Origin of the sequence: Leptolyngbya sp. CCNP1308 (assembly GCF_034932455.1) — a bacterium.
Classification (GTDB): domain Bacteria; phylum Cyanobacteriota; class Cyanobacteriia; order Phormidesmidales; family Phormidesmidaceae; genus Nodosilinea.
In genome coordinates this window covers 1-23,235 of record NZ_JAYGIH010000037.1, presented here as the reverse complement: position 1 = coordinate 23,235, position 23,235 = coordinate 1, and the positions used below count along the sequence as shown (strand labels likewise).

The following is a 23,235-nucleotide window of genomic DNA, read 5'->3' as shown; positions in this document are numbered from 1 at the left end:
ATTACAAGCACTCTTAGACTGCTGACATAGCCGTTTCTATTGATAAGTGGAGAAACATGAAAGATTTAATTGACCCAATAGTTACATTCCTTAAAGAAGTCGAGTTTCATGTTCTTCTCTTAACCCTTGGCTTTTTTTTACTTGTCATATCATTGTTCAATGTAGGCTATGTGAATGCTAAGTGGACGATTTCAACTCAGTTTTCCCTGCTTCCTTTTGTCAGTGGATGTTTATTTGTATTTTTTGCTTTAGCAGTATTCTTGCTGGAGAGCGATTCCTTGGCAGTATTTAAAACAGCTACGAATAGACAAAAAGATTTACCTAGAAATATCATATGCACTGTCGTCTATAAAGATACAAATATAAATGTGATTTACGGAGAAATTCAAAACTTTGGAGATGACATAAGAGATAATCGTTACGCTGTTGTCCTACCGACAAATGACTCCTTTAGTCACGAGTGTTTTTATGATACGAAAAGTGCGCTCGGGGCATATATGAATGCAAAATTTAGACGTGAAGATCCTGTGACGGGACAAGTTAACGACCAGATCCCAACAATTCAAGAGAAGGTTGAAAATTATCTTCAGGAGTTTCCATCCCAAGAAATAGAAGGCTCTCTTCAGAAAAGATATAGCATTGGAACTTGTCTATATCTAGAAAAACCCCTCTCTATTCCATGTAGACTTCTTATAGTAGCCGTTGCTCAAAGTGTAGGTGAATCCTTTAGGGCTACAATCCCTTTTATTTTTATCGCGATAGATGAAATCAGAAAAGTTGTACTCAAGCATAGAATCAGTAGACTTTATATACCTTTGTTGGGTGCAGGGCATGGAGGTTTGGAGAAGAAAGAAGCGGCATTTTTCGTTCTACTGCTTGCAATTTTAGACGTGCTGCTTGGTTCATCTGGAGCGGCTAGCTATTTAGAGTCCGTTAATATAGTAATTTACAAAGGCAAGAAATCCAGCAATATTCTCTCACCAGTCTTGCTAAAACGTAATGCGAGAATTGCTGTAAATATGTTCAACAAATAGGTATGCTATTAATCCTCGGCTTAAATCAATGTAAATTGAAACCATGTCTTCTTTAAATAGTGAAAACTGCTCGAATTCAGTCAGTCCTCTGATTAATTTCTACTATGGTAGAGGACGTACTATTCCATCATGCATATATAGAGAAGGATATACGCTTGATGAAATATTAACCTGGAGCCTTGACAAGCTTGAACATGAACATGATTATATTCAATGGCTTTTTCCTCTTACCGAAAGGAGTGCCTTTAACCCAAAGGCTCCGATATTAACAGATCAACAAATAAACCTATTTATGAATGACGAAAAACTGATTGAAAACCTAAGTAAATCCTTCAAGCTTATGATGGGATTTTATGGATTTTGCTGCGATGATTCGCAGGATTTAATTTGTATAAAAAAATCAGTTGATCACGACGAAAAAGTAAGCAAATGGCTTAGGAAAAACAACCACAACTATTTGCGGATTACACGAATATTGAAAAGCTTGAAGATTTTGGGATTAAGTAATTATTCTGAGGCTTTTTTAGGTGCTTTAAATGACCTCTATCTGAATCATAGTGAGACAATCTCAGATCGAACATATAGATTCTGGGTGGAAGCTGTTAATGACGGCAGTAAAGCATGATTATATTTACTCCTGCCGTTGTCTTGATGTATCTTTGATGGTTATTTCTTTATACGTAAGTATTTTCTCGTGTAAGCTCCACTCCTTCTATCTTTTGTTTTGCGTAGCTTTTTCAACTAGCTCAGGTAAAATTTGTTCCGCTAAGCCTGTTAAGTGAATCGTGGTAGAAGTTTGAGTAGAGTTGAGTTCAATGATATGTGTAGGATTAATCTCAAAAACTCTTGCTCCGGCTTGTTTAGCAATATGTTTAAGGTTGGCTGCTGGAAAAACCGTTCCAGAAGTCCCAACTACGAACATGCAGTCACACTCTGACGCTGCAATACATGCTGCTTCATATAAAGCTGTATTTAGCGGTTGACCAAATAAAATAACATTGGGAATTCGTATACCTTTCAGGCTTATAGAAAATAGTGGTTGAATTGTGTGAAGAAGTTTAGGTAAAACATAATTTTGGCTAGCTAATTTGTGAAGGCCTTGCACAATATTTTGTAATTCACCAGCAGAGAGTGTTGATACTTGACCAGATTGAATATCAATTACTTCAAATAAAGTTCCATGTAATTCGACCACGTTAGTGCTGCCAGCACGTTGATGAAGGCGATCAATATTTTGAGTAACAATAGTTACTTTTTTAACATCTTCAAGTTTGTGAATAGCATTGTGTGCTGCATTAGGTTTAGCTTGAGCAATTGGCTCTAAAACGCCTATCAAAAATTGGACTACTTTTTTAGGCGTTAAGACTAAGGATATTAATAGACCTGGCCATGTAGCAAAACGCGCAGGTGTGAATTCGTTCCAAAGTCCACCACGATCGCGGAAAGTTGGAATACCACTACTAGCTGATATCCCTGCGCCAGTGAGTATCAGAATGTGATTTGCTTGCTTAATTGTTTCAATTGCAAAGGGCCAAGCCTCTGATTGGTTCATAAACTGCTCGATCCAGAGATACAACAGACTTAGTTATTTATTGGATCAATTCGGTCTGTCTATACATCCCGTTCCGTGCGAATAGGCAAATTATCTGCCGTTTAACACCCCAGTGAGGGTGAATAGGCAGCAAATAATCTGCTTAAAGCTCTTTGAAGGGTAGATAGGCGGCAAAGATCCATATATTTGCCAGTTTGTTGTGTAGGCCGACAAATTGGGGGTTATCCCTTTCCCATAGCCATCTCTCCAGAGAGTGATGAAAACTGTTCTATGCGATCGCATCAATCGCCACAATCACCCCTCCGAATTTTCTCTCAGCTGCATTGCTCCAGTTACAGAGTGGGTTGAGGGTGGCAGTCGCAGTCTGGGGCAAGACGAAACGGTCATGGCAGAAATCCTCATGGGGCGATCGCTAACCTTTGAACTTCAGCCTATAGAAAAACTCTGAGGAAGTTGTGAAGGGTTTATTAGCCCTCTAACCCAACCCCGTCTTCGATCCAAATAGATGCTGTGCCACCATCGGCGAGAAAGTCCGCCCAGCCGTTAGCGTCCGTCCACAAACCTTCAGCTTTGTCGCCGTAGCGGTCATAGCGCTGACGCACCACCACAAAACCGTGCTCCGTTAGCTTGAGGGTCGCCAGATGGTAAAAGCGTTTGTTGAACCGTCCGGTATTCATCCCCACCGCTTTGACCGCTCCATAGGCGGTGTTGATGACCACTGCCATCGCCCCCTTAGCACCAGGGAAAAACCCCATCCGCACCCATCCGGCAACGTTGCGATCGGCGTAATATCGTTCTTCTCCCAGGGCAAATTGCTTCCTCAGTTTCAGCAGCAGATCCAGGTATTCTCTGCCAGGGTTCTGCGCTCGGTGCCAGAGAGTGCCATTTTCAACCCAGTCAAGGGAGCCATAATAATCCGGGAAGAAAATGCAGGGGTATCCTCTTTCTCGCAGCAGAATAAAGGCATAGGCCAGGGGCTTAAACCACTCCTCAACGTGGGAGTTAAAGCCTCTGCCGTACTCGTAGTCGTGGTTTTCGACATAGGTAACCGCCAGGGCTGGTTGTTCTGCCATGAACGTTCCCTGGTCAAGCGTGCGAAGGTCGAAACCTTCTCCCCTACGACTGGCGTCTTTAAATTTGAAGCACAGGGGAAAGTCAAACAGGGTGATGGGCTGAGGGTGCTCACCTTCAACCGTTACGCGGGTAGCGTAAGCGTGCAGGGGTTCGGTGGAACCGGCAATATATTCACCAACGGCAAACAGGTTTTTGCCCGTCTGCCAGCGCACATGCCTCAACCATTCCCGTATGTAGTCGGCGCTGATGTGCTTGACGGCATCTAATCTGACCCCATCCAGGTCAAGCTCTTTGGCGAACCAACCACCCCAAGATTTCATTTCCTCACACACATCTTGCCGACCATAGTCAAAATCGCAGCCGGTGAGATAGTCGTAGTTGCCTTTCTCGGTGGATACCCAGGATTCAAAATTCTTATTGGCAGGGATATACCCTGATTCGTTGTACAAAAAACGATAAATGTATTTGTCCTGGGGATCATGAAAAACATTGCCATGCTGGCGAATTTCGGCGATCGCATCGACGCTATCAAAGTGTTTGGCCCGCCAATGAAAGCTAGAATATTTGCCTCCTCGCTCAGGGTGATCGAACTTTGTGTAGGCTTTAATTTCGATCACTCCTTGTTCAAACCCATCACCCCAGCGTTCAGAACTGCGGTTGTCTTTTTCAACTCGAATGGCCTGCCAGTAGTCGTCTTCCTGGCCTCCCATCTTGTGGTTGAGTACGACATCGGCATATACCTGAATATATTTTTGACTGCCATCGCCGTGCAGAGATCGCACAGCTTCAACGAGTTCTGTCTTCGTTCCATACTTAGTTCTGGGAGTGATTTCTCCATTTCGAAAAAATTCACCTAAATCGAAATGATCGTAAACATCGTAGCCCACGCTATTGCTGCGGTTAAAAGCAGCTTTGTAAGCGGGGGGAATCCAGATCGCATCGATACCAATGGTTCTGAAATAATTCGCCTCGTCCCGGAGAAATTGCCACAGGCTACGGTCACGGCTTTCAGGAAAATCTGGTTTTAGGAACCAGTGAAAGCCCTGTAGCATGACACCGTTGATGTTGGCGGACATATTACACCTCGTTAGTTGCGTTCTGGTCGGGTTCTGGCTGGCGATCGCTGATCAAAGAGCAAATTAGGGAGGGGAGCGATCGCTTTCCTCTCTTTTCGAACACTGCGATCACAGCTTATTCCCTATTCAAATTGGCCAATTCCTCTGCCACACTGAGTAGCCTTAGCTCAATTGCCTGCAATTGTTGCAGAGCATTAATCTCTGGGTAATCTTGAGCTGCAAAAACTAACCCTTGGAAGCTAGCCTCATACCGCCGACCGTCCGCAGCAATCAAAATTACCGTCGTGCCTGCATCAACATAGGGTGGCCCTAGAGGAACGGCAATTCCACCAGTATCTTGGGAGTCCACCTGACGCTGTTGAAGGATCGCGTTGATTTCATCATCAACGGCTCCGCTATCAAACCGAAAGAAATGCTGCTCATCGATAGCAAACCTGAGCAGGTCTTGAATCCGCCCCATTGATAGCTCACCCTCCACAGGTTTACCCTGGCCAAAACGAGGCCCCACAATGCTTTTGCCATCAGCATAAATTGTCAAATCCGCGATGTTGCTTCTATCGATAGAAAGTCCACCCATAGTTCGCCACTGTATGACGATTGTATCCGGCTCTGTGTGCAAGGCATGAGTCATAGGGCTGCTTCCCTTAGTGGCAAACAAGGATACATCCAGTAATAAAACCGAAAGGAATAGACCAAAGACTAAGACAAAAAAGCCCAGTTTCCTTAACATAAATGTTGATCATAGGAATGGTAAGCAGGGGCATAAGAAATATACGCCCCTGCTAAGCACTCATCGGCCTATTCAAGAATGCCAATGTCAGTAGGTAGAATTATTCCGTAGCCGCCATGATCAGCGGACTCTGCCCCAACTCCCATCATCGCCAGCATGATCGAGCTGGGCAGCGTATACGGATCGGCCACCTCCAGATTCACCTGGTAACCCAGATCTGCCAGCGATGCAATGGTGAGTCGACTGACAGGATTCACCCCCTGGTTGATAAAGCCGGTCATCAATTCGCTACCGAACACCGTTTCCCGCCAGTGAGAATCTCGGGTACCAGGCCCGCCACCATTCTCTACTGGGACAGCAGTTGGTGTGCCCGCTCCCAGTAGAGTGCCGAATTCTCGCATCGCCTGCGGTCCCGAAAAAGTTGGGTCAAGACTCCCTGCTCCCTGGAGTAACCCTTTGTAGCTCCAGATGGTGCCAAACCCAATCACATGAGCCATTTCATGCAGGATAACGGAGAGCAACAGTCCATCGTCTTCCAATTTTTTCAAATCATCTTGGTCGAAGGTCATGACACCAGTGGCGGGGAAGTAGGAGCCCGCTCGAATCCAGGTTGGTCCTGCCTGCCCTAGAATGCCACCAACCCCATCAATGGGAGCGCCCTTGGCATCAATTCTGATGTCGTCAACTATTTCTCCCTGCACGTTGGCATCGGGTACATCGCCAATAATGATGGAAGACCAGCGCTTGGCCGCAAGGGCAAAGGCATCCTGCTGGGAGCCTGTCAAACCGCCCAGGATGCGGATATCGATGTTGTACTGGGAAGAGATGCTCCCAAGCTCCAAATCAATTGTCCAGCTTTTCAGTTGCCCCCCGTCTTTAAAGGCCAGATCTCTCACCTCTAATTGCCAGGTGCCATTGGGAGAGCGTCCATTGAAATCCTTTAGATCCCCTTCGGGGCGATAGGTCCCTGTAAACGGAGGAATAGCATCGCGAATCGATGTGGGAGCATCTTGGTCAAAGGTGACATTCTTGAAGTCATCAGAAGAGCCACCTCGCCGATTCACCAGCACTACCCGCAACCCCGCAGGATTGAGCAGCGAAATTCTCAGATCTCCTGTCCAGGTGTGTTGAATATCAAAGGTAACTTTGATTTTTCTGACGTCATCCGACAACCCACTAATGTTAATGGGGGATAAAACTGTATTTGGATTTCCCGGATTGATTTTCACCGGCTTGTTGTTTGTAAACGTTCCCATTTTCTTCTCCTTAATTTAAGCTCTATGTGGATTTCAGGAAGATTCTATTAATTAATGATTAACAAGTCAGATGCTGTTATTTCAAGCGGCTACTAAGTCTAAAAATTCAGCATAAATTGGTTTAATTTATTTGTTATGGCCTAGGTAAGCTAGAACTCCTTGAAACTTTTGATGTGCATAAATTTTAGGCTTGGAGGCGTACATCTAATACTTGCCTGACTGCCTCCGCTCGCGCAGTCATAGCGGCAAGCAGTTTTGCACATGTTTTACTCTAAATGTTTAGTCCATTCTTAATAAATTCGGCAGATTTTCGACGCATCTACAATATCAGCCGTAATTTATATTGAAGCCATACAGCCTTTTTATGGCTATAGACAGTATGTTTAGGACAGTTTCCCTAAAAGCGTTTGAACGTTCAAACGTTTCTGAGGGGTCTGATTTTTCTAATATCAAGTTCGCTTAATTAACCTCACTATAAAATTAGGATGGACAAGGGTTAGCGGTCTAAAATTCTTAGGTTGATTGGCCGGACTTGATATGACCCAGGTGATTGCGGCTATAACAGAGATCTTCAGCTCGGCAGAACAGGTAAAGAATGAGTTGCTGAAGCTAGTATGCGATAGAGAATGTGAGTAACGCGTGAAGGGAAGCCGAAAGGAAGTATTCCGTAACAGTGGGAGACTCAAATTATATTGAGGATACGTGTAAATGAGCTTTCAGTAATATCTCTACTGAAGATTGAGCGGCGTAAGCCGCTACCCATCCACCTTCTCCCTCAGGTGCATTCGCTCCAGGTAATGAAGCGTCTGCTCAGCCTCCTGAATATCGAGTTTGCAAATGGCAAAGCCGATGTGAACCACTACGTAATCTCCCACTTCCGCCTGCGGCACGTAGGCCAAACTGACCTCCTTCACCACACCGCCAAAGCTGACTCGCCCCATCCGCTCCAGGTCTTGTCCTGCTGTACTAAGAATCTGACCGGGTATGGCAAGGCACATGATTTAACTCCTGCTATGAGCAAGGTGGCGTAACGCCGCGAGCACTTGGCCCACCGCAATGCAGCCATCGTTGGGTGGAACCCGCTGATGCCAGTAGGGGGCAAAGCCCCGATCGCGAAGGTATTGAATAGCCTGCTCACTTAGGATGCGGTTTTGAAAACACCCGCCAGTGAGCACAACTTGGGCCACGCCAGCTCGCTGGGCGATCGCCCCCATCACCTCCACCAGCGTGCAATGAAACTTGGCGGCGATCATGGGGGCCGCTACGCCCTGACGCCGATCGCAGACCACCGCTTGCACCATCGGTCGCCAGTCGATTACGGCGGGTTGGGTGGCTGAGACTATGAACGGGTAGTCCCCTGATACAGAACCTTCGGCGGCAGCACACTCCAGGGCGATCGCCGCCTGGCCCTCAAAACTCACCGTCTGGGGCAGGCCAATCAGGGCCGCCACGCCATCAAAGAGTCGCCCCATGCTAGAGGTCATGGGGCTGTTGAAGCTACCCGTGAGCATTTGGTGCAGCACCTCCCGCTGAGGCGCTGAAAAGGCCTGCATGGGGGCCAGGTCGGTCATGGCAAAGGCCTCATCACCGTAGCAGGCGTAGAGCAGGGCGATCGCCGTGCGCCGGGGTTCTCGACTACAGCGATCGCCCCCAGGCAGGGCAAACCGCCGCAGGTGCGCCAGGCGCTCAAACCCCTGGTCTGTAATCTGCAAAAATTCCCCGCCCCAGATCGTTTGGTCGGGGCCGTAGCCCGTACCATCCCAGGCCACGGCGAGCACGGGGGCGGTGAGGCGGTGCTCGGCCATGGCCGCCAACCCATGGGCATAGTGGTGCTGCACCGCAATCAGCGGCGTTTGCCACCGCTGGGCCAGTGCCTGGGCCAGGCCAGTGGAGCTGTAGTCGGGATGCAGATCGCAGGCCAGGGCGGTCGGTTGGCAGCGGTAGAGCGTTAGCCAATCGGCCACGGTTTGCTCCAGTCGGGCGATCGCCTGGGGAGTCTCTAGGTCGCCGATGTGCTGGCTGAGGACGACCTGGGTGCCCAGGGACAGGGCGATCGCACTCTTGAGGTGGGCACCGAGGGCGAGAATGCGTGGGTTTGTCTCGACACCACTGGTTAGCTGAATCGCCTGGGGAGCGTAGCCGCGGGCATGGCGCAAAATTTGAGGTCGCCCCTGCACAATTTGCACCACGGAGTCATCCATGGGCCGCTGGATGGGGCGATTGTGAACTAAAAAGCCGTCGGCGATCGCGGCGAGTTGCTGGTGGGCGGCTGGGTTGTCGGTGCAGAGCGGCTCGCCCGCAGGGTTGCCGCTAGTGGCCACCAGCGGCGAGCCGTATTGCTGAAGCAGCAGATGGTGCAGCGGCGTGGTGGGCAGCATCACCCCGAGGTGCGTGGTGTGGGGCGCGATCGCGGTAGCTAGTAGCGTTGGGCCAGGTCGCTTGGGCAAGAGCACGATTGGGGCAGGGGCCGATGTCAACAGGTGGTCGGCGGCCTCAGAGACCTCGCAGTCGCGGCGCACCTGGGCCAGGGTTGCATACATCAGGGCTAGCGGTTTGTCGGGGCGGTGCTTGCGCTGGCGGAGTCGCTCCACCGCCGCCCCCTGCTGCGCATCCACCAGTAGCTGAAAGCCTCCCAGCCCTTTTATAGCGACAATATTGCCCTGCCGCAGCGCCGCGATCGCCTGTTGCATCGGTGTCGACGGCTGTTCCGTCGTCGGCCAAAACTCTAGCTGGGGGCCACAGCGAGGGCAGGCATTGGGCTGGGCATGGAAGCGGCGATCGCTCGGATTGCCGTACTCGGCGGCGCAGGCCGCACACAGCTCGAAGCCCGCCATGGTGGTGTGTGGTCGATCGTAGGGCAGGGCGGTGATAATGCTGAAGCGAGGGCCGCAGTGGGTACAGCTGGTGAAGGGATAGTGGTAGCGCCGGTTGTGCGGGTCAAAGATATCTCGCAAGCAGGCGGGGCAGGTGGCCAGATCAGGCAAGATTTGCGCGGTAGCCGCATCCCCCGCCCGGTCAGAGGGCCAGATCTGAAACCGATCAAATCCCTGGAGGGCGAGGGATTGTTGCGTCAGGGTTTGAATAGCAGCGGGAGGGGGAATTTCCTGCTGGAGCCGTCGCAAAAACTGTTTCAGAGCGCTCTCGGAACCTTCAAGATCAATCAACGCGCCCTGGGGAGTATTTTTGACGCCACCTCTCAGCCCCATTGCGATCGCCAGTTGGTACACAAACGGACGAAACCCGACGCCCTGCACAGTACCCTGCACGGTTAAACAAATGCGCTGCTGGATAAGGCTGGTCGTTGTCATGGGTTGGTCTTACCCCAGCTTGTAGCCAATTTGCCGGAGGAACTGCTGGCGATCGCGCACATCCTCTGGCCCTTCCACCCCCTTAGGCGCAGAGCCATCGATCACGCCCAAAATGCCGCGTCCTTGCTCGCTAGCCGCAATCACCACCTGCACCGGATTGGCCGTGGCGCAGTAGATATGGCAGACCTCGGGGCATTGTTTAACCACGTTGAGCACGCTGATCGGAAAGGCCTGCTGCATCAAAATGACGAAACTGTGCCCCGCTGCGATCGCCTCTGCATTGGCGATCGCAGCCTGCTCAAGCATTGGGTTATTCCCCGCCGCGCGAATTAGGCAGGGGCCAGAAGCCTCGCAAAACGCCAGCCCAAACTGAACCTGGGCCGAGGCCGCGATCATGACCTCGTACAGGTCTTCCACCGTTTTTATAAAGTGGCTCTGACCCAAAATTAGATTGCTGTCCGGCGGTAGCTCTAAATCAACCAGCTGCAATTCCATGTGGTCTACCCAAGTAATTGATGAGGCTTGAGAATAGGAATTTGCGTAGGGTGCATAGCGCTAAGGCGCGGCAAGGCCAACGCGCAGCAATGCACCGTGTAGGGGTTTTGCTTGACCGCGTCTTAGGAGGAATTCGCCAACCCTGGTTGCGCCATCGTCTTTTCGCGGCATTGAGCGATCGCCTGTCCCAGGTAGGCATAGAAGCTCGGCAGCCCGGCCCCAGTTGTGGCCGACAGCTCGAAGATCAGCGCTTGGGGGGCAATTAGATGCAGATTGTGCAGCGCCTCTTCCCGGTTAAACCCAACCACCTCGGCCAGGTCAATTTTGCTGAGGATGATGGCGTGGGCCGACTTAAACATGGTGGGGTATTTCAGCGGTTTGTCTTCTCCCTCGGTGACCGACATCAGCACCAGGCGCAGGTCTTCACCCAGGTCAAAGGCGGCGGGGCAGACCAGATTGCCCACATTTTCAATGATCAACAGATGCAGATGGGCCAAATCGAGCTGCTGGGCGGCCTGGGTCACGCTATCAGCATCCAGATGGCAGAGTTCGCCCGTGTTGATCTGCACCACGGGCACGCCCGATTGGCGCAGCCGCTGGGCATCGCGATCGCTGGCCAGATCGCCCACAATTACCCCCGCCTGCAACGGTGTCGGGTGATGGTGCATTGGATCAGATTCGGCGATTAGGGCGCGATCGCGCAACAGGCTCTGCACCAGGGTGGTTTTGCCCGCCCCCGGTGAGGCCAAAATATTGAGCGTCAGCAGGTGCCGAAATAGAGCGCGATTGCGTTCAGCCCGGCGATCGTTCTGGGTCAGCAGGTTTTGCTGAAGCTGCAAAACTCGGGTTGGAGCTGTGGCCGAGGGCTTGATGTCAGCATCGGTTTGACACCCACAGTTGCCGCACATGTTATGACACCTCCAGCGATGCGAGTTCTAGATCTTGGCCCTGGCGAATGTCGGTGCTGAGGCCGTGACAGACTGGGCATTCATACACCCAGTCCGTCGGCTGAAACTCCTGGCGACAGCGGGCACAGTAGCACCGGGTCGGAATTGATTTGAGTCTTAGCTCAGCCCCCGCTGCCGCCGTGCCTGCACTGACCACCTCAAAGGCAAAGGCCAGGGCGGCGGGCACAACCCCCGACTGCTGGCCCACATGCATTTCCAGGGCGTGAATTTTGCTGGCTCCTTGGGCGGCGGCCTGGTCGAGGGCGATCGCCAGCGCCGCCTGCATTAAGCCGACTTCATGCATGGCTCCACCGGGGTAAAGGTAGGCCGCCGATAGGTGGTCAAACACTGCTCAATGGTTCGCAGGGCGCGATTAACCCCCTGCTGCGCCGTCTCCGAAAGGGTTTCGCCCAGCTCGCAGCATTCCGTAGGAATTGGCAGCAGCCAGGTCTGGGGATAGCGACCGTAGAGCCGCTGGGTGAGGATCACCAGCGCCGTTGGACTCCAGGCGTGGTCGAGGGCGGCGGTGCCGTGGCAGGGAGGCGTCACAATCGGCTCCAGGCAGAGGTGGGCTGGGGGGGGCGAGGCACCGCTTTTGCCCCAGGCATCGACAAAGATCGCGTAGTCGACCGTCTCCATCTCCACGGCCAGCTCCGGCATGAGTTGGGGAACCGCCAGGGTTTTGACCCAGGGAATCTGCCAGTCGGCAACCGTCCTGGCCACCTGGGGGCCGACGCCGTCATCGCCCCGCAGCGGGTTGCCGTAGCCGACAATCAGAAAGGTGCAGGGATGGGGGATAGCGGTCATGGCACTGGAGGGGTGGGGGGTGATGAATAGGGGGTTAGAGAACACAGAACCCCACTCTGACAATAGGCTCTAGATTTGAGGATCTTGTGAGGTTTTAGATCTACCGAGTACCCACAAGCCAGCCCGTAGGGTGCATTCGCGGCCACAATCTCGCCTGGCAGTAACCGATCGCCTCCATTAGCCGCAATGCACCACCCGGGAATTGTGGGAATTGGCAATGCCAAGCAGGATTTGGTATTGAGGGAATCTCCAGAAATTTGGCCGATGGGGACAGGCTCTGTGCACTCCGTAGGAACTCTGGGGCAGCGCTCAGCGATACCGCTGATCCAGCACCTCTCCCTCGGCACTGATCAGCTGGAGGTGCAGCGGCATCTGCCCGGCGGCGTGGGTCGAGCAGCTGAGGCAGGGGTCAAAGGCGCGAATGCCCGCCTCAACCCGGTTGAGCAAGGGTTCAGGAATGTCAGGCCCGTGGATGTAGTGACGGGCGATCTGGGCCACCGTGCGGTTCATGGCCAGGTTATTTTGGCCGGTCGCAATGATCAAATTGACCTGGGTCAGCAGGCCATTGGCATCGATCTGGTAATGGTGGAAAAGCGTGCCTCGAGGGGCTTCGCTAACGCCGACCGCCTCTTGCTGGTTGACATCGGCCCGCGCTCTCAGGCGATCGCTCTGCAACTCTAGATCCTCCAGGGCGACTTCAATGCGCTCGATGCAGGTCAGAATTTCGATCAGGCGGGCGTAGTGGTAGAAAAACGAGCTATTGACCGTGCCATTGACAGTGCCGTGCTGGCGGAACTGGTGCAGTTCTTGCTCAGCCAGGGGGGTGCCGATGCGATCGCAGATATTCAGCCGCGCCAGTGGCCCCACCCGATATAAGCCGCTCTCCAGCCGACAGTGCTCGGCCTGATCGGGATACCCCAGGGGCCTGTAGTAGGGCGATTTGAGATAGGAGTCGGGCTGCACGGCCTCGCCAATAAACTCCCGGTAGTCGCTCGGGTCAAGCCGATCGGCAATGATGTTGCCGCCGCTATCGACAAAGCGCAGGTGGCCGTCGTAGTGCTCCCAGGTGCCGTCGGGAGCCACCAACCCCATAAACAAGCTGGGGAAGTTGCCGAAAATGTGGGCTTCCTGCCCCAGGCCCTCGAGCTGCTGCTTAAACCGCTCTAGGGCAGAGAGAATGGTGGTTTTGGCGGCGGGAATGCGATCGCGAATGTCGGCTTTGCCCGCCTCTGACAGCCCCGATCGCACGCCGCCGGGCACCGCCCAGGAGGGATGAATTTTGCGCCCTCCCAGGTGCTCGATCACCGTCTGGCCAAACTGACGCAGGCGAATGCCGCCGCGGGCCAGATCGGGTTCGGCGGCCATCAGGCCAAACAGGTTGCGCTGAGCCGGGTCGCTCTCCCACCCCAGCAGTAGATCGGGGCTGCTGAGGTGAAAAAAACTAAGAGCGTGGGACTGAATAATTTGCCCCAGATTCATCAGTCGACGCAGTTTTTCCGCGGCTGGGGGAATCTGCACCGCCAACAGGCGATCGCCCGCCTTCGCCGACGCCAGCAGATGGCTGACCGGGCAAATGCCGCAGACGCGGGCGGTGATGGCGGGCATTTCCCAAAAGGGTCGCCCCTCGCAAAATTTCTCAAACCCGCGAAACTCGGTAACGTGAAACCGAGCGTCGGTCACCTCCCCCTGGTCGTCGAGGTAGATGGAAATTTTGGCGTGCCCCTCTATACGGGTGACGGGGTCAATAACGATTCGGTTGGCCATAGTGCCGCCATCTCCTCGTAGATTTGCCAGGCCAGATCGCACTCTTGCTCGATCTGATCGTCTTCCTTGTCAACAATGCGGGCCTGCTGCAGGGCCAATTGAATGCGGCGGGCTAGCTCATCGCGGGAGGGAGGATCGGGATGCCCTTTGCGCAAAATGTCGGTGACCGAGACGATTCCCAACAGCTCGTCTTGCTCAATCACCGGGGCGCGATGGATGCCTGCATTAGCGAGGGTTTGGGCCGCCTCTCGCAGGGTGGCCTGGGGAGATACTTGAATGCAGGGCTGCCGCATAATGTCGCGGACGCGCACAAAGTCTGGATTTTCCCCTGGGGCAATCACCTTAAAGACAATGTCTTTTTCGGTCACAATGCCGTAGGGGATAGCGTCGGTTTTTTCGACGATCAGCGATCGCAGCCGCTTGGCCCGCATCAGCAGAATGGCATTCTGCACCGTGGCAGAACTGCGAATGACGACCACGGGTCTGCTCATAATCTCTTGAACGGTTAGCATAGTTGCCCTCCCGGCTGGGGTGCTGGCTGCTGGCTCACGCCCTGGTGAATGGATGGGATAGTTCAGTTGTAAATCAACAGTTTGAGGAAGTTGTGGGGAAGATCGGACTCGTTGTTAAAAGTTAAAACGAATGGTTCAGTACTCCGCCCCGGCCACCCGCTTGACCTGCGAGCATGGCTAAACCTCATCCAATCCGTAGGTTGGGTTAGCGTTAGCGTCACCCAACAAAACCACTACTGGGGTTAGGTTTTCTCCCCTGGGGACGCTGGGTGCAAAGCACACGCTACGCGAACGCGAACGCTTCGCTCAACGTCAACCTACATTAGAGCTTTTGTCAGTCAGTGAGGGTGTGTTGTCGCCGTGGCATGGTACTTTGCCCAGTCTTTGTGCTTCAAGACCCAGTCTTGAATATTGACGGCTTTGCCCGCCTTTGCCAGGTGAACTAAATTCCAAACGTCGTCCACTAAATGGTTAACATCAACCGGCTTGAGCAGGTAGTCATCAACCAGGGGCAGCAGCTTTTGGGCAAAACTGACGGCGCAAGAGGCTGAGGCCACAAGAATTGGAATCCTCTGGCCTTGACCTAACGCCACAGCTTTTATTCTCTGAATTAGCGGCAGCACGTCTTCATTGAAAAACCTAATCTCACAGACCAAAATATCGGGAACTAGATAGTCTAAAAGAGTCATGGCATCGGCGATTGACTCAACAGTCGTCACCTGTGCGCCGTAGATTTCAAGCACAGTCTTGTAGAGACATCGGCTGTCAGCATCGTTGTCAACGACAAGTATCTGAACATCCTTAAGTCTGCCAGCGCTGGGCAGAGTCTGACTTTCATAGGACATATTGATGACCCTTCAGTAACAAATAATTAAGGTGCAAGAACTGCTATGAAATGTCGGCCAACCTAAACCTCATCCAGGTCCAGAAGTAGAGTTTCGCCTGGGGAAAAACTACAGATTCCGAGCTGGATACTGGACTTGATAGAACTGCCTTTCTGTTAACTGATAGCTGACCAGCGATCGCTAGCCAAAGCGAATCAAATCGGCCCCCGATAGCGCGGGGCGATCGCCCCGCAGCAGCGGCTCCAAAACGGCTCGAATGCGCTCAGCACTGGGTGGGCAACCCGGCAAGTAGCAATCTACGGCCACAACGGTGTGAACGGGCATGACTGCATCTAGCAGTGGGGGCACCAGATCCGATTTGGGGAGCTGCGGCCTGACATCGGCGGTCTCCAGGTAGGCGCGGGTGAGTACGGGTTCGGCGCTGCCCAATACGTTGCGGATCGCGGTGACATTGCCCGTGACGGCGCAGTCGCCAAAGGAAATCAGAAACCGGGTGCGATCGCGCACCTGGTACATCAAATCGAGGTGGTCTTGATTGGCGATCGCCCCTTCCACCAGGGCCACATCCACCCCAGCCGGATAGACCTTGACATCGGCAAAGGGGCTATAGACCAGATCGACCTGCTGAGCCAGATCAAACAGCCACTCATCTAAATCTAGAAATGACATGTGGCAGCCCGAGCAACCGCCGAGCCAAACCGTGGCAAGTTTGATGCGAGTCATGGAGCCTCTTGGTTACCAACACATTACTGATAAATCAAAAGTTTGAGAAAATTGTGAAGGTCATCAAACCTTTAGCCTTTGGCAGTGTTCTACCGACGAGCAGATGACTAATAAAACCTCAGAAATGGAGATTAGCAAGCTTAGATACAGTTGCTAGCATCCCCTTGCTCTTAAATAGAAGAACAAGGGGAAATAGTCTTAAGCAGTCTTAAGCTGATCTGGACTCTACGTTTCTGCAAACCTCCACTCAGGCAGCCGGGCGATAAACTTAGGTGAATGAACGACAAGCTCTTTATCACCACCTCTCACACTGTGTTCGAGTTCGGACTCTTCAATGGATGCCACTCTATAATAGGAAGATGGGAGAGGATATTTTAGATTTCTGAAGACGAGATTTTCGTTGGGCATAGGCAGCAAGAAGATCTCGCCTGGCAACAAAGAATCAGAAACGTGAAGGAATGTCTCAGGATCAGATAGATCGGGTGTGAAATCAGTGGAAATCTGGGAATTGCGATCTGATGGCAAGAGAATTTTCTCGTTTACTTGAGCACCAAGGAGTTCGTTCTCCGTAGGGTTAGGTGCAAAAGGCTGGCTTATGAAAGAGACATAAACCAAAGTAAAAGCCGAGAAAAGAATGCTGAAAACTCTATAAATCAGTTGACTCAACTGTTTTAATAGCATTATCTTCACCCCTTCAGTCAGACATCTTATTGCTTGATCTATCTCCTCCACCAATTCAATAATACTGCAATAGTATTTATCAAAATAATTTATCCGCAAGATCGATCCACTTTTAGATAAAACTTGAACTTTTGATACCTTTAAAGCATGTGCCCTCGTTCAGCTAGCATTCATTCCAAATATCCAGGTGTTCGCATTTTCTGAGCATTTGCAATAAACCCAATTCGATCGCGATCGCGCTGCATTTCGCCCACCGTTGACCCCCGGTAAAACAAAGCCCCGGTTGGGCAGGCGTTGACGCACTTGCCGCAGGAGGTGCAGCTCGCCGCCTCACCCCAGGGCTGGTTGAGATCGCTCACAATGCGAGAGTCGCGCCCGCGACCGGCGATGTCCCAGGTATGGACTCCCTCCAGTTCATCGCAGGCGCGTACACAGCGCGTACAGAGCACACAGCGATTGTGGTCGAGCCCAAGCCGCTGGTGGGAAATATCCACCGGGCGATCGGGAAACTGGTAGGCCAGTTCCACATGGTCGATCCCCAGGTCTACCGCCAAATCTTGCAGCTCACAGTGGCCGTTAGAGACACAGACCGCGCAGATGTGGTTCCCCTCGGCCAGCAAGAGTTCCACAATCATGCGCCGGTAGCGCTGCAGGCGATCGCTGTGGGTCTGCACCACCATCCCCTCAGCCGCCACCGTGACACAGGCGGGCAGCAGTTTGTTCTGCCCCTCAACCTCGACTAGGCAGAGGCGACAGGCCCCCACCGTAGAGATCCCGTCCAGATAGCAGAGGGTGGGGATGGCAATCCCCGCCTCTCTGGCCGCATCCAGCACCGTCTCTCCCTGGCGGGCACTGACGAGCCGATGGTCGATAGTGAGCGTGTTGACTGACATGATCTGACGGTGTTGGGTGATCCGCAGAAGCCCTCTGGGGGAGGGGCTGGCAGAGACGTTGCGTTCTCCTGAGTCTAGGCAAACGCCTTGAGGAAATTGTGAGGAACGAGATTAATCAAACCGCTAACAGCAATCGGCGGCAGCCACCAGCGCCGGGGCCAGACCCTCACAGTTTCCTCAAACTGTTGATCTATACCTACGAGTGGAAGCTGAACCGCTCGGCCTTGCTGGATTGAGGCATGAATCTAGGCAGGGGCAAAGGGCCGTTTGCCCCTGCGAGAGCCGTTGAATTGAGGAAATCATTATGTTCAGTAAAATTCTTGTTGCGCTTGACCAGGGCGATACCTGCTCCAACCTGTTCCAACAGACTTTGACCTTAGCCCAAGCAACGGGCGCAGAGCTGATGCTGCTCAGTGTTTTAGAGCCAAAGTACAGCAGCAGCTTTACGACGCCAGCTTACTATGGGTACCCGCTGCCGCTCGGGGTAGACAGCGACCTCTGGCTAGACCTCTACCGAGAAGCCGAAAGCAAGGGCCTAGAAAGGCTGCGCAGCTTTACCGACCAGGCGATCGCCGCCGGAGTGTCCACCGAGTTCACCCAACTCCTAGGCAGTCCGGGCCATGAGATCTGTACATTAGCCAAAGCTTGGGCAGCCGATTTGATTGTAGTGGGTAGTCACGGGCGCAAAGGATTCAGTGAACTGTTTCTCGGCAGTGTCAGTAGCTATGTGATGCACCACGCGCCCTGTTCGGTGCTGGTGGTCGATGCGCAAACCCTGTTTGGGGAAACCCTTAAAACAGCTAATTTAACGACGACAAAAGGACAATGACGCCTGTCTCTACGGTCGAAACCAGTAGCGCCGCCCCGGCCCAAGATCCACGACAGCGGCGGCTAGAGACCGCAATGAAGCGCCATCAATATCGCCCCGATGCCCTGATCGAGGTGCTGCATACGGCGCAGGAACTGTTTGGTTGTTTAGAGCCTAAGCAGCTACTGCACATTGCCCATAGCCTGCGGCTGCCCCCCAGCCAGGTCTATGGCGTGGCCACCTTCTATCACTTTTTCTCGTTAGAGCCCAAGGGCGTTCACGCCTGCGTGGTGTGCATGGGGACGGCTTGCTATATCAAAGGGGCGGCCCAACTGCTCAGCGCCCTAGAGCAAGCCACCCACATCCAGGCCGGAGACACCACCCCCGATCGCCAGTTTTCGCTAGGCACCGCGCGCTGCCTGGGGGCCTGTGGCATTGCCCCTGCGGTGGTGTTCGATGACCAGCTTGAGGGCCACCAGACCCCGGCGACGGTTTACGATCGCCTCCATACCTGCCTATCGGGCACCCCATGAGCTATGACTCTACAAGATCTGCGCCAGCTTTCAACACCGCCACCAACGCCCTACCGCATTCGCTGCTGTACCGTCGGCGGCTGCCTCTCGGCCAACAGCCTGGCGGTGAAAACCCAGCTCGAAACCGCTGTGACCGCCGTCGGATTGGGCGATCGCGTGACCGTCTCAGGCGTCGGCTGCATGGGGCTGTGCAGCCAAGGCCCCCTCGTCCAAATTGATCCCTCCGGTGACCTCTACGCCAGCGTTACCCCCGACCAGGCGGCCCATATTGTTGCCAACGTAGAAAACAGCCAGGAGTCAGGAGTCGGGAGTCAGAACCCAAACACCATTGCCGCTCCCCCCTATCCCCCCCATCCCCCCCTCTCCCCATCCCCCCCTCTCCCCACCTCCATCTCCCCCACCAGCCCCTTCTTCACCCGCCAGCACCGCATCGTGCTTGAAAACAGCGGGCTAATTGACCCCGAGCGCATCGAAGACTACATCGCGGCCCAGGGCTACGAGGCCCTACACCAGAGCCTGCGGGATATGGAACCAGCCGCCGTTGTCGATACCATTACCCGCAGTGGTCTGCGGGGGCGGGGTGGGGCCGGATACCCGACAGGTCTGAAATGGGCCACCGTGGCCAAAATGCCGCCCGGCCAAAAGTATGTGGTGTGCAACGCCGATGAGGGCGATCCGGGGGCCTATATGGATCGCAGCGTGTTGGAGAGCGACCCCCATCGGGTGCTGGAGGGCATGGCGATCGCCGCCTACGCAGTAGGGGCCAACCAGGGCTACATCTACGTGCGGGGAGAATACCCCCTGGCCATTGGCCATCTTGAGACCGCCATTGGTCAGGCCAAGCGCCACGGGGTGTTGGGCAGCCAGATTTTTGATTCCCCCTTCGACTTTCGCGTCGATCTTCGCATCGGGGCGGGGGCGTTTGTCTGCGGCGAAGAAACCGCTTTGATCGCATCGATCGAAGGGAAGCGAGGCATTCCGCGACCCCGGCCACCCTACCCGGCGGAGTCGGGGCTGTGGGGTTGCCCCACCCTGATCAACAACGTCGAAACCTTTGCCAACATTGCTCCCATTATCCGCAACGGCGCCGACTGGTTTGCCGCCATCGGCACCGAACACAGTAAGGGCACCAAGGTCTTTTCCCTCACCGGCAAGGTGCAGAATGCGGGCTTGATCGAAGTGCCGATGGGCATTACCCTGCGGGACCTCGTTGAAGACATCGGCCAGGGTGCCCCGGACGGCGCTCAGGTGAAAGCCGTGCAAACCGGCGGCCCGTCGGGGGGGTGCATTCCCGCCGCCGCCTTTGATACCTCGGTAGACTACGAATCGCTGAAAGCGCTCGGCTCGATCATGGGCTCCGGCGGCCTGATCGTGATCGACGAACACACCCGCATGGTGGATATGGCGCAGTATTTTATGGAGTTTTGCATGGAGGAATCCTGCGGCAAGTGCGTTCCCTGCCGGGCCGGTACCGTTCAGCTCTATCAGCTCTTGACCAAGTTCAAAAACCACCGGGCAACGGCCAGCGATCTCGACCAGCTCGAAACCCTTTGCGATATGGTTCAGCAGACCAGCCTCTGCGGTCTCGGCCAAGCGGCCCCCAATCCGGTTTTGAGCACCCTACGCTACTTTCGCGATGAGTATTTAGCCGCCATAGTTGAACCTGGCTAGGCAAACCAGGGGTTTTAAGAGAGCGTTTGAAAAGTGAGTTGCTGTAGCTTTAATGACCGGTTGATCCCCCCTGCCCCCCTTAAAAAGGGGGGTCTGAGTCCGCTTCAAAGTCCCCCTTTTTAAGGGGGATTTAGGGGGATCGCTAGCTTTAGCCGGTAGTCCCCCAATCTCTAAATACGCCCTATAACACGCCATCAGCGATCGCTCCCCTATTCAACCTCTATTCAAGACGAGTGTTGCCCAGGGTGATGGTCGGGAACATCGCCGCTAAAGGGTTGCACCCCTGTTTTGGGGTAGTCGTCATCGCTGGGGCTAAAAAGACGCCCCACTGCCGTTGCGATCGCATCCACCGGCTGCGGCAAAGCCTGCAGTACGCTTTTGATCTTGATCAACACTTTTTTCTTAATCGAAGTCATGGCTAAACTCCTAAAAATGGCTTTACGTCTTTAGAAGCACACCTAATATCAAACGGTAACTCTGCCGCCCAGGCCAATTTAGGTGGGCTTTTCGGCTTGCCAACAGGCTTCTAGTTGGAGACGAAAGATTTCAGTTTGATAGTCAATTTGCCAGCAGCGCTCTAAAGCCTGAACGGTGCAGTCTCGCTTGAATTTGAAAGGGTTGAAGCAGACCGATTTTCCCTTCACAAACAGGGGCTGGTTCAGGTAATCTGCAGCGATGCGCCAGCGATTAGACCATGGTTTTTTGTCATTCATGGCTGTGCTCTCCGCACTAAAGAGCATCTCTCGTGACCAGCATTTCGCTTTTACGCCAATTCGTTGGCTGAGTTAATGGCTGGCGAATAGGCGATTTTGGCTTTTGAGCGAAGCCATAGCGACTGCTGGCGATGAAAGTGATTCAGCACTTTCTACCTCTATTAAATTACCAAGATAGTATGAGGATTTTGTGAAGGTGGCTGGTGCCTGATTGCCTGACACAACTTTGGAAGGCGTTGATATCCCGTAGGTTGGGCGGCGCGACAGCAGAATCCAACAGGCCCCAGATTATCGGCTATTGTTGGGTTTCACTGCGTTTCACCCAACCTATATTGGAAATATGTCAAACCGTCAGGCCGGGGCGAGGGCTGGGGGTGAGGGGGGCTGCCTCAGCCTGCTGGAGCGCGATCGCCACCAGATCCAGCAGAGCGTTGGCATCAAAGGGCTTGTTGAGAAAGTAGTTGGCCCCCGAAGCTAACGCCGAGTCTTCATGGCTGGGCAGGCCGCTGAAGGCAATAATGGGTATCTCAGTATTGAGGGTTCTCAGGCTTTCAATGAAGACCAAACCGTCGAGGACAGGCATCATAATATCGGTCACCACCAGCTGAATGTCGCCCTGGTGCTGGCGGTACAGATCGAGGGCGGCGGCCCCATTTGGGGCCAGCAGAAGGCGGTAGGGGTGGCTTTCCAGCAGCGATCGCAGCATCCGGCGCACGATTTCTTCGTCTTCTACCACCAAAATTAAGGCCTTACGATTGCCTGGAGCCATCCTGGGTGTGGTTTCGGTCGGCACTTGGGCTGTGACCTGGCCTTCTATCAGGGGAAAATAGATCTTAAATTGAGTGCCCTGACCGACCTCGCTAAACACCTGCAAAAACCCCTGATTGGCTTTCACCAGTCCGCGCACCGTGGCCAGCCCTAGGCCGGTGCCCTGCCCCGGTGCTTTGGTGGTAAAAAATGGGTCAAACATCCGTGCTTGGACCTCGGGAGCAATGCCTGTGCCGGTATCAGCCACGGTGATACCGGCATAGTGGCCCACCTGGGCATCGAGATCTTTGGCCGCCATCGCTTCGTCTACAACCACGGTTGTCGCCGCAATCGTCAGCGTTCCGCCGTTGGCCATCGCATCGCGAGCATTAATACACAGGTTCAAAATGATCTGGTGCAGGTAGGTGGGGTCGGCCAGAATCATCCCCAGGGCTGGCTCAGAAGCCTTTGGCTCGGGCAAATCGACCTGAATGGCGATCGCTTTTGGAAAGCTCTGCCGCATGATTTCAATCTCTTCTCGCAGCAGCGCCACCAGATCGATAGCGGTCTGCTCTCCCTGGCTGGCTCGAGTCACGGTCAACATTTGTTTGACCAGACTGGCCCCGCGCCTGGCACTGGTTTCGAGCAGTTTCAACTGCCCTAAGCCTTTGTCATCTAGCCCTTTTTGGGTGAGCTGCAGTATTTGCGCTACCGTCAAAATCGGCGTCAGAATATTGTTGAGGTCGTGGGCAATGCCGCCGGCCAGAGTCCCGAGGCTCTCTAGCCGTTGGGCCTGATAAAACTGGGCTTCTAGATGTTTCTTTTCGGTAATGTCGGTGGAAATGCCGCAGAGGGCGTAGGGAGTACCGGTGGCATCGCACAGGGGAAACTTGACGGTGATATAGCTGTGCAGGCCATCGGCCAGCGGTACCGTATCTTCGGCGTTGCTGAATTCAGGTATGAATTGACTTTGGAATGGGCACGTCACCGAACTTGAGGTAGTGAAGTAGCAAACGAACAGAGTGCTTCAGCATGTCTACGGACTTGGAATAGCACAGAGTCTTCC

General features: G+C 53.5%; 25 protein-coding genes and 1 pseudogene. 6 read left to right on the top strand and 20 right to left on the bottom strand.

Going from position 1 to position 23,235, the window contains the following annotated elements:
* Positions 1 to 56 precede the first annotated feature (56 nt).
* Positions 57 to 1,034, top strand: a complete 978-nt coding sequence (locus VB780_RS11225) for a macro domain-containing protein (RefSeq protein ID WP_323351239.1) — start codon at positions 57 to 59, stop codon at positions 1,032 to 1,034.
* A gap of 43 nt (positions 1,035 to 1,077) precedes the next feature.
* Positions 1,078 to 1,659 carry an opioid growth factor receptor-related protein gene (locus VB780_RS11220; protein ID WP_323351238.1) on the top strand — a complete coding sequence of 194 codons (582 nt, stop codon included), beginning with the start codon at positions 1,078 to 1,080 and terminating at the stop codon, positions 1,657 to 1,659.
* A gap of 87 nt (positions 1,660 to 1,746) precedes the next feature.
* Here the strand turns inward: VB780_RS11220 and VB780_RS11215 are convergent, their stop codons facing one another.
* A complete protein-coding gene (locus tag VB780_RS11215) occupies positions 1,747 to 2,586 on the bottom strand; it encodes an SIR2 family NAD-dependent protein deacylase (RefSeq protein WP_323351237.1) in 840 nt (279 codons plus the stop codon).
* 256 nt (positions 2,587 to 2,842) lie between these two features.
* Between VB780_RS11215 and VB780_RS11210 the strand changes: the two genes are divergently transcribed.
* Positions 2,843 to 3,034, top strand: a complete 192-nt coding sequence (locus VB780_RS11210; RefSeq protein WP_323351236.1) for a hypothetical protein — start codon at positions 2,843 to 2,845, stop codon at positions 3,032 to 3,034.
* A gap of 19 nt (positions 3,035 to 3,053) precedes the next feature.
* On the opposite strand, the gene VB780_RS11205 is transcribed toward VB780_RS11210, so the two are convergent.
* From VB780_RS11205 to hoxU, 15 genes are all read right to left on the bottom strand, one after another.
* Positions 3,054 to 4,736 (bottom strand): alpha-amylase, encoded by a 1,683-nt coding sequence (locus VB780_RS11205; protein ID WP_323351235.1) that lies wholly within the window; start codon positions 4,734 to 4,736, stop codon positions 3,054 to 3,056.
* Positions 4,737 to 4,851: 115 nt separating this feature from the next.
* On the bottom strand, positions 4,852 to 5,367 hold the full coding sequence (locus tag VB780_RS11200) for a hypothetical protein (RefSeq protein WP_323351234.1): 516 nt from the start codon (positions 5,365 to 5,367) through the stop codon (positions 4,852 to 4,854).
* Positions 5,368 to 5,534: 167 nt separating this feature from the next.
* Positions 5,535 to 6,722 (bottom strand): proprotein convertase P-domain-containing protein, encoded by a 1,188-nt coding sequence (locus VB780_RS11195; protein ID WP_323351233.1) that lies wholly within the window; start codon positions 6,720 to 6,722, stop codon positions 5,535 to 5,537.
* Between the two features lie 755 nt (positions 6,723 to 7,477).
* The gene (locus VB780_RS11190) at positions 7,478 to 7,720 is read right to left on the bottom strand and encodes a HypC/HybG/HupF family hydrogenase formation chaperone (protein ID WP_323351232.1); all 243 of its coding nucleotides are present in this window, start codon (positions 7,718 to 7,720) and stop codon (positions 7,478 to 7,480) included.
* Positions 7,721 to 7,723: 3 nt separating this feature from the next.
* The gene (gene hypF, locus VB780_RS11185; protein WP_323351231.1) at positions 7,724 to 10,030 is read right to left on the bottom strand and encodes a carbamoyltransferase HypF; all 2,307 of its coding nucleotides are present in this window, start codon (positions 10,028 to 10,030) and stop codon (positions 7,724 to 7,726) included.
* Positions 10,031 to 10,039: 9 nt separating this feature from the next.
* Positions 10,040 to 10,525 (bottom strand): adenosine-specific kinase, encoded by a 486-nt coding sequence (locus VB780_RS11180; protein ID WP_323351230.1) that lies wholly within the window; start codon positions 10,523 to 10,525, stop codon positions 10,040 to 10,042.
* A gap of 122 nt (positions 10,526 to 10,647) precedes the next feature.
* Complete coding sequence (hypB, locus tag VB780_RS11175; RefSeq protein WP_323351229.1) at positions 10,648 to 11,433, bottom strand: hydrogenase nickel incorporation protein HypB; 786 nt, start codon at positions 11,431 to 11,433, stop codon at positions 10,648 to 10,650.
* 1 nt (position 11,434) lies between these two features.
* Positions 11,435 to 11,776, bottom strand: a complete 342-nt coding sequence (gene hypA, locus VB780_RS11170; RefSeq protein ID WP_323351228.1) for a hydrogenase maturation nickel metallochaperone HypA — start codon at positions 11,774 to 11,776, stop codon at positions 11,435 to 11,437.
* Positions 11,758 to 12,279 (bottom strand): hydrogenase maturation protease, encoded by a 522-nt coding sequence (locus VB780_RS11165; RefSeq protein ID WP_323351227.1) that lies wholly within the window; start codon positions 12,277 to 12,279, stop codon positions 11,758 to 11,760. The genes hypA and VB780_RS11165 overlap by 19 nt, the downstream gene beginning before the upstream one ends.
* A gap of 309 nt (positions 12,280 to 12,588) precedes the next feature.
* Positions 12,589 to 14,043, bottom strand: coding sequence for a Ni/Fe hydrogenase subunit alpha (locus tag VB780_RS11160; RefSeq protein ID WP_323351226.1), 1,455 nt, complete (start codon positions 14,041 to 14,043; stop codon positions 12,589 to 12,591).
* Positions 14,004 to 14,555: a CBS domain-containing protein gene (locus VB780_RS11155; protein ID WP_323351225.1), complete on the bottom strand. Its 552-nt coding sequence runs from the start codon at positions 14,553 to 14,555 to the stop codon at positions 14,004 to 14,006. The genes VB780_RS11160 and VB780_RS11155 overlap by 40 nt, the downstream gene beginning before the upstream one ends.
* Positions 14,556 to 14,893: 338 nt before the next feature.
* Complete coding sequence (locus tag VB780_RS11150; RefSeq protein ID WP_323351224.1) at positions 14,894 to 15,400, bottom strand: response regulator; 507 nt, start codon at positions 15,398 to 15,400, stop codon at positions 14,894 to 14,896.
* Between the two features lie 180 nt (positions 15,401 to 15,580).
* The gene (locus VB780_RS11145) at positions 15,581 to 16,123 is read right to left on the bottom strand and encodes an oxidoreductase (protein ID WP_323351223.1); all 543 of its coding nucleotides are present in this window, start codon (positions 16,121 to 16,123) and stop codon (positions 15,581 to 15,583) included.
* A 225-nt stretch (positions 16,124 to 16,348) separates the two neighbouring features.
* The gene (locus tag VB780_RS11140; protein WP_323351222.1) at positions 16,349 to 16,804 is read right to left on the bottom strand and encodes a hypothetical protein; all 456 of its coding nucleotides are present in this window, start codon (positions 16,802 to 16,804) and stop codon (positions 16,349 to 16,351) included.
* Between the two features lie 170 nt (positions 16,805 to 16,974).
* Complete coding sequence (hoxU, locus tag VB780_RS11135) at positions 16,975 to 17,697, bottom strand: bidirectional hydrogenase complex protein HoxU (RefSeq protein ID WP_323351221.1); 723 nt, start codon at positions 17,695 to 17,697, stop codon at positions 16,975 to 16,977.
* Between the two features lie 304 nt (positions 17,698 to 18,001).
* Between hoxU and VB780_RS11130 the strand changes: the two genes are divergently transcribed.
* The 3 genes from VB780_RS11130 to VB780_RS11120 are packed head-to-tail and all read left to right on the top strand — an operon-like array spanning position 18,002 to position 20,709.
* Positions 18,002 to 18,526 carry a universal stress protein gene (locus VB780_RS11130; protein WP_323351220.1) on the top strand — a complete coding sequence of 175 codons (525 nt, stop codon included), beginning with the start codon at positions 18,002 to 18,004 and terminating at the stop codon, positions 18,524 to 18,526.
* Positions 18,523 to 19,038 carry a bidirectional hydrogenase complex protein HoxE gene (gene hoxE / locus VB780_RS11125; RefSeq protein ID WP_323351219.1) on the top strand — a complete coding sequence of 172 codons (516 nt, stop codon included), beginning with the start codon at positions 18,523 to 18,525 and terminating at the stop codon, positions 19,036 to 19,038. Before VB780_RS11130 ends, hoxE begins: the two co-directional genes overlap by 4 nt.
* A gap of 3 nt (positions 19,039 to 19,041) precedes the next feature.
* Positions 19,042 to 20,709 (top strand): NuoF family protein, encoded by a 1,668-nt coding sequence (locus tag VB780_RS11120; RefSeq protein WP_323351218.1) that lies wholly within the window; start codon positions 19,042 to 19,044, stop codon positions 20,707 to 20,709.
* Between the two features lie 224 nt (positions 20,710 to 20,933).
* Here the strand turns inward: VB780_RS11120 and VB780_RS11115 are convergent, their stop codons facing one another.
* The 4 genes and pseudogenes from VB780_RS11115 to VB780_RS11100 form a co-directional block, all read right to left on the bottom strand.
* Positions 20,934 to 21,125, bottom strand: coding sequence for a hypothetical protein (locus VB780_RS11115; RefSeq protein WP_323351217.1), 192 nt, complete (start codon positions 21,123 to 21,125; stop codon positions 20,934 to 20,936).
* Positions 21,126 to 21,203: 78 nt separating this feature from the next.
* Positions 21,204 to 21,422, bottom strand: a complete 219-nt coding sequence (locus VB780_RS11110) for a hypothetical protein (RefSeq protein ID WP_323351216.1) — start codon at positions 21,420 to 21,422, stop codon at positions 21,204 to 21,206.
* 343 nt (positions 21,423 to 21,765) lie between these two features.
* Entirely contained in the window at positions 21,766 to 23,157 is a 1,392-nt protein-coding gene (locus VB780_RS11105; RefSeq protein WP_323351215.1) for a response regulator, read from the bottom strand.
* Positions 23,123 to 23,235, bottom strand: a pseudogene (locus VB780_RS11100) (IS1 family transposase); the annotation flags it as partial. The pseudogene VB780_RS11100 and the gene VB780_RS11105, both read right to left, overlap by 35 nt.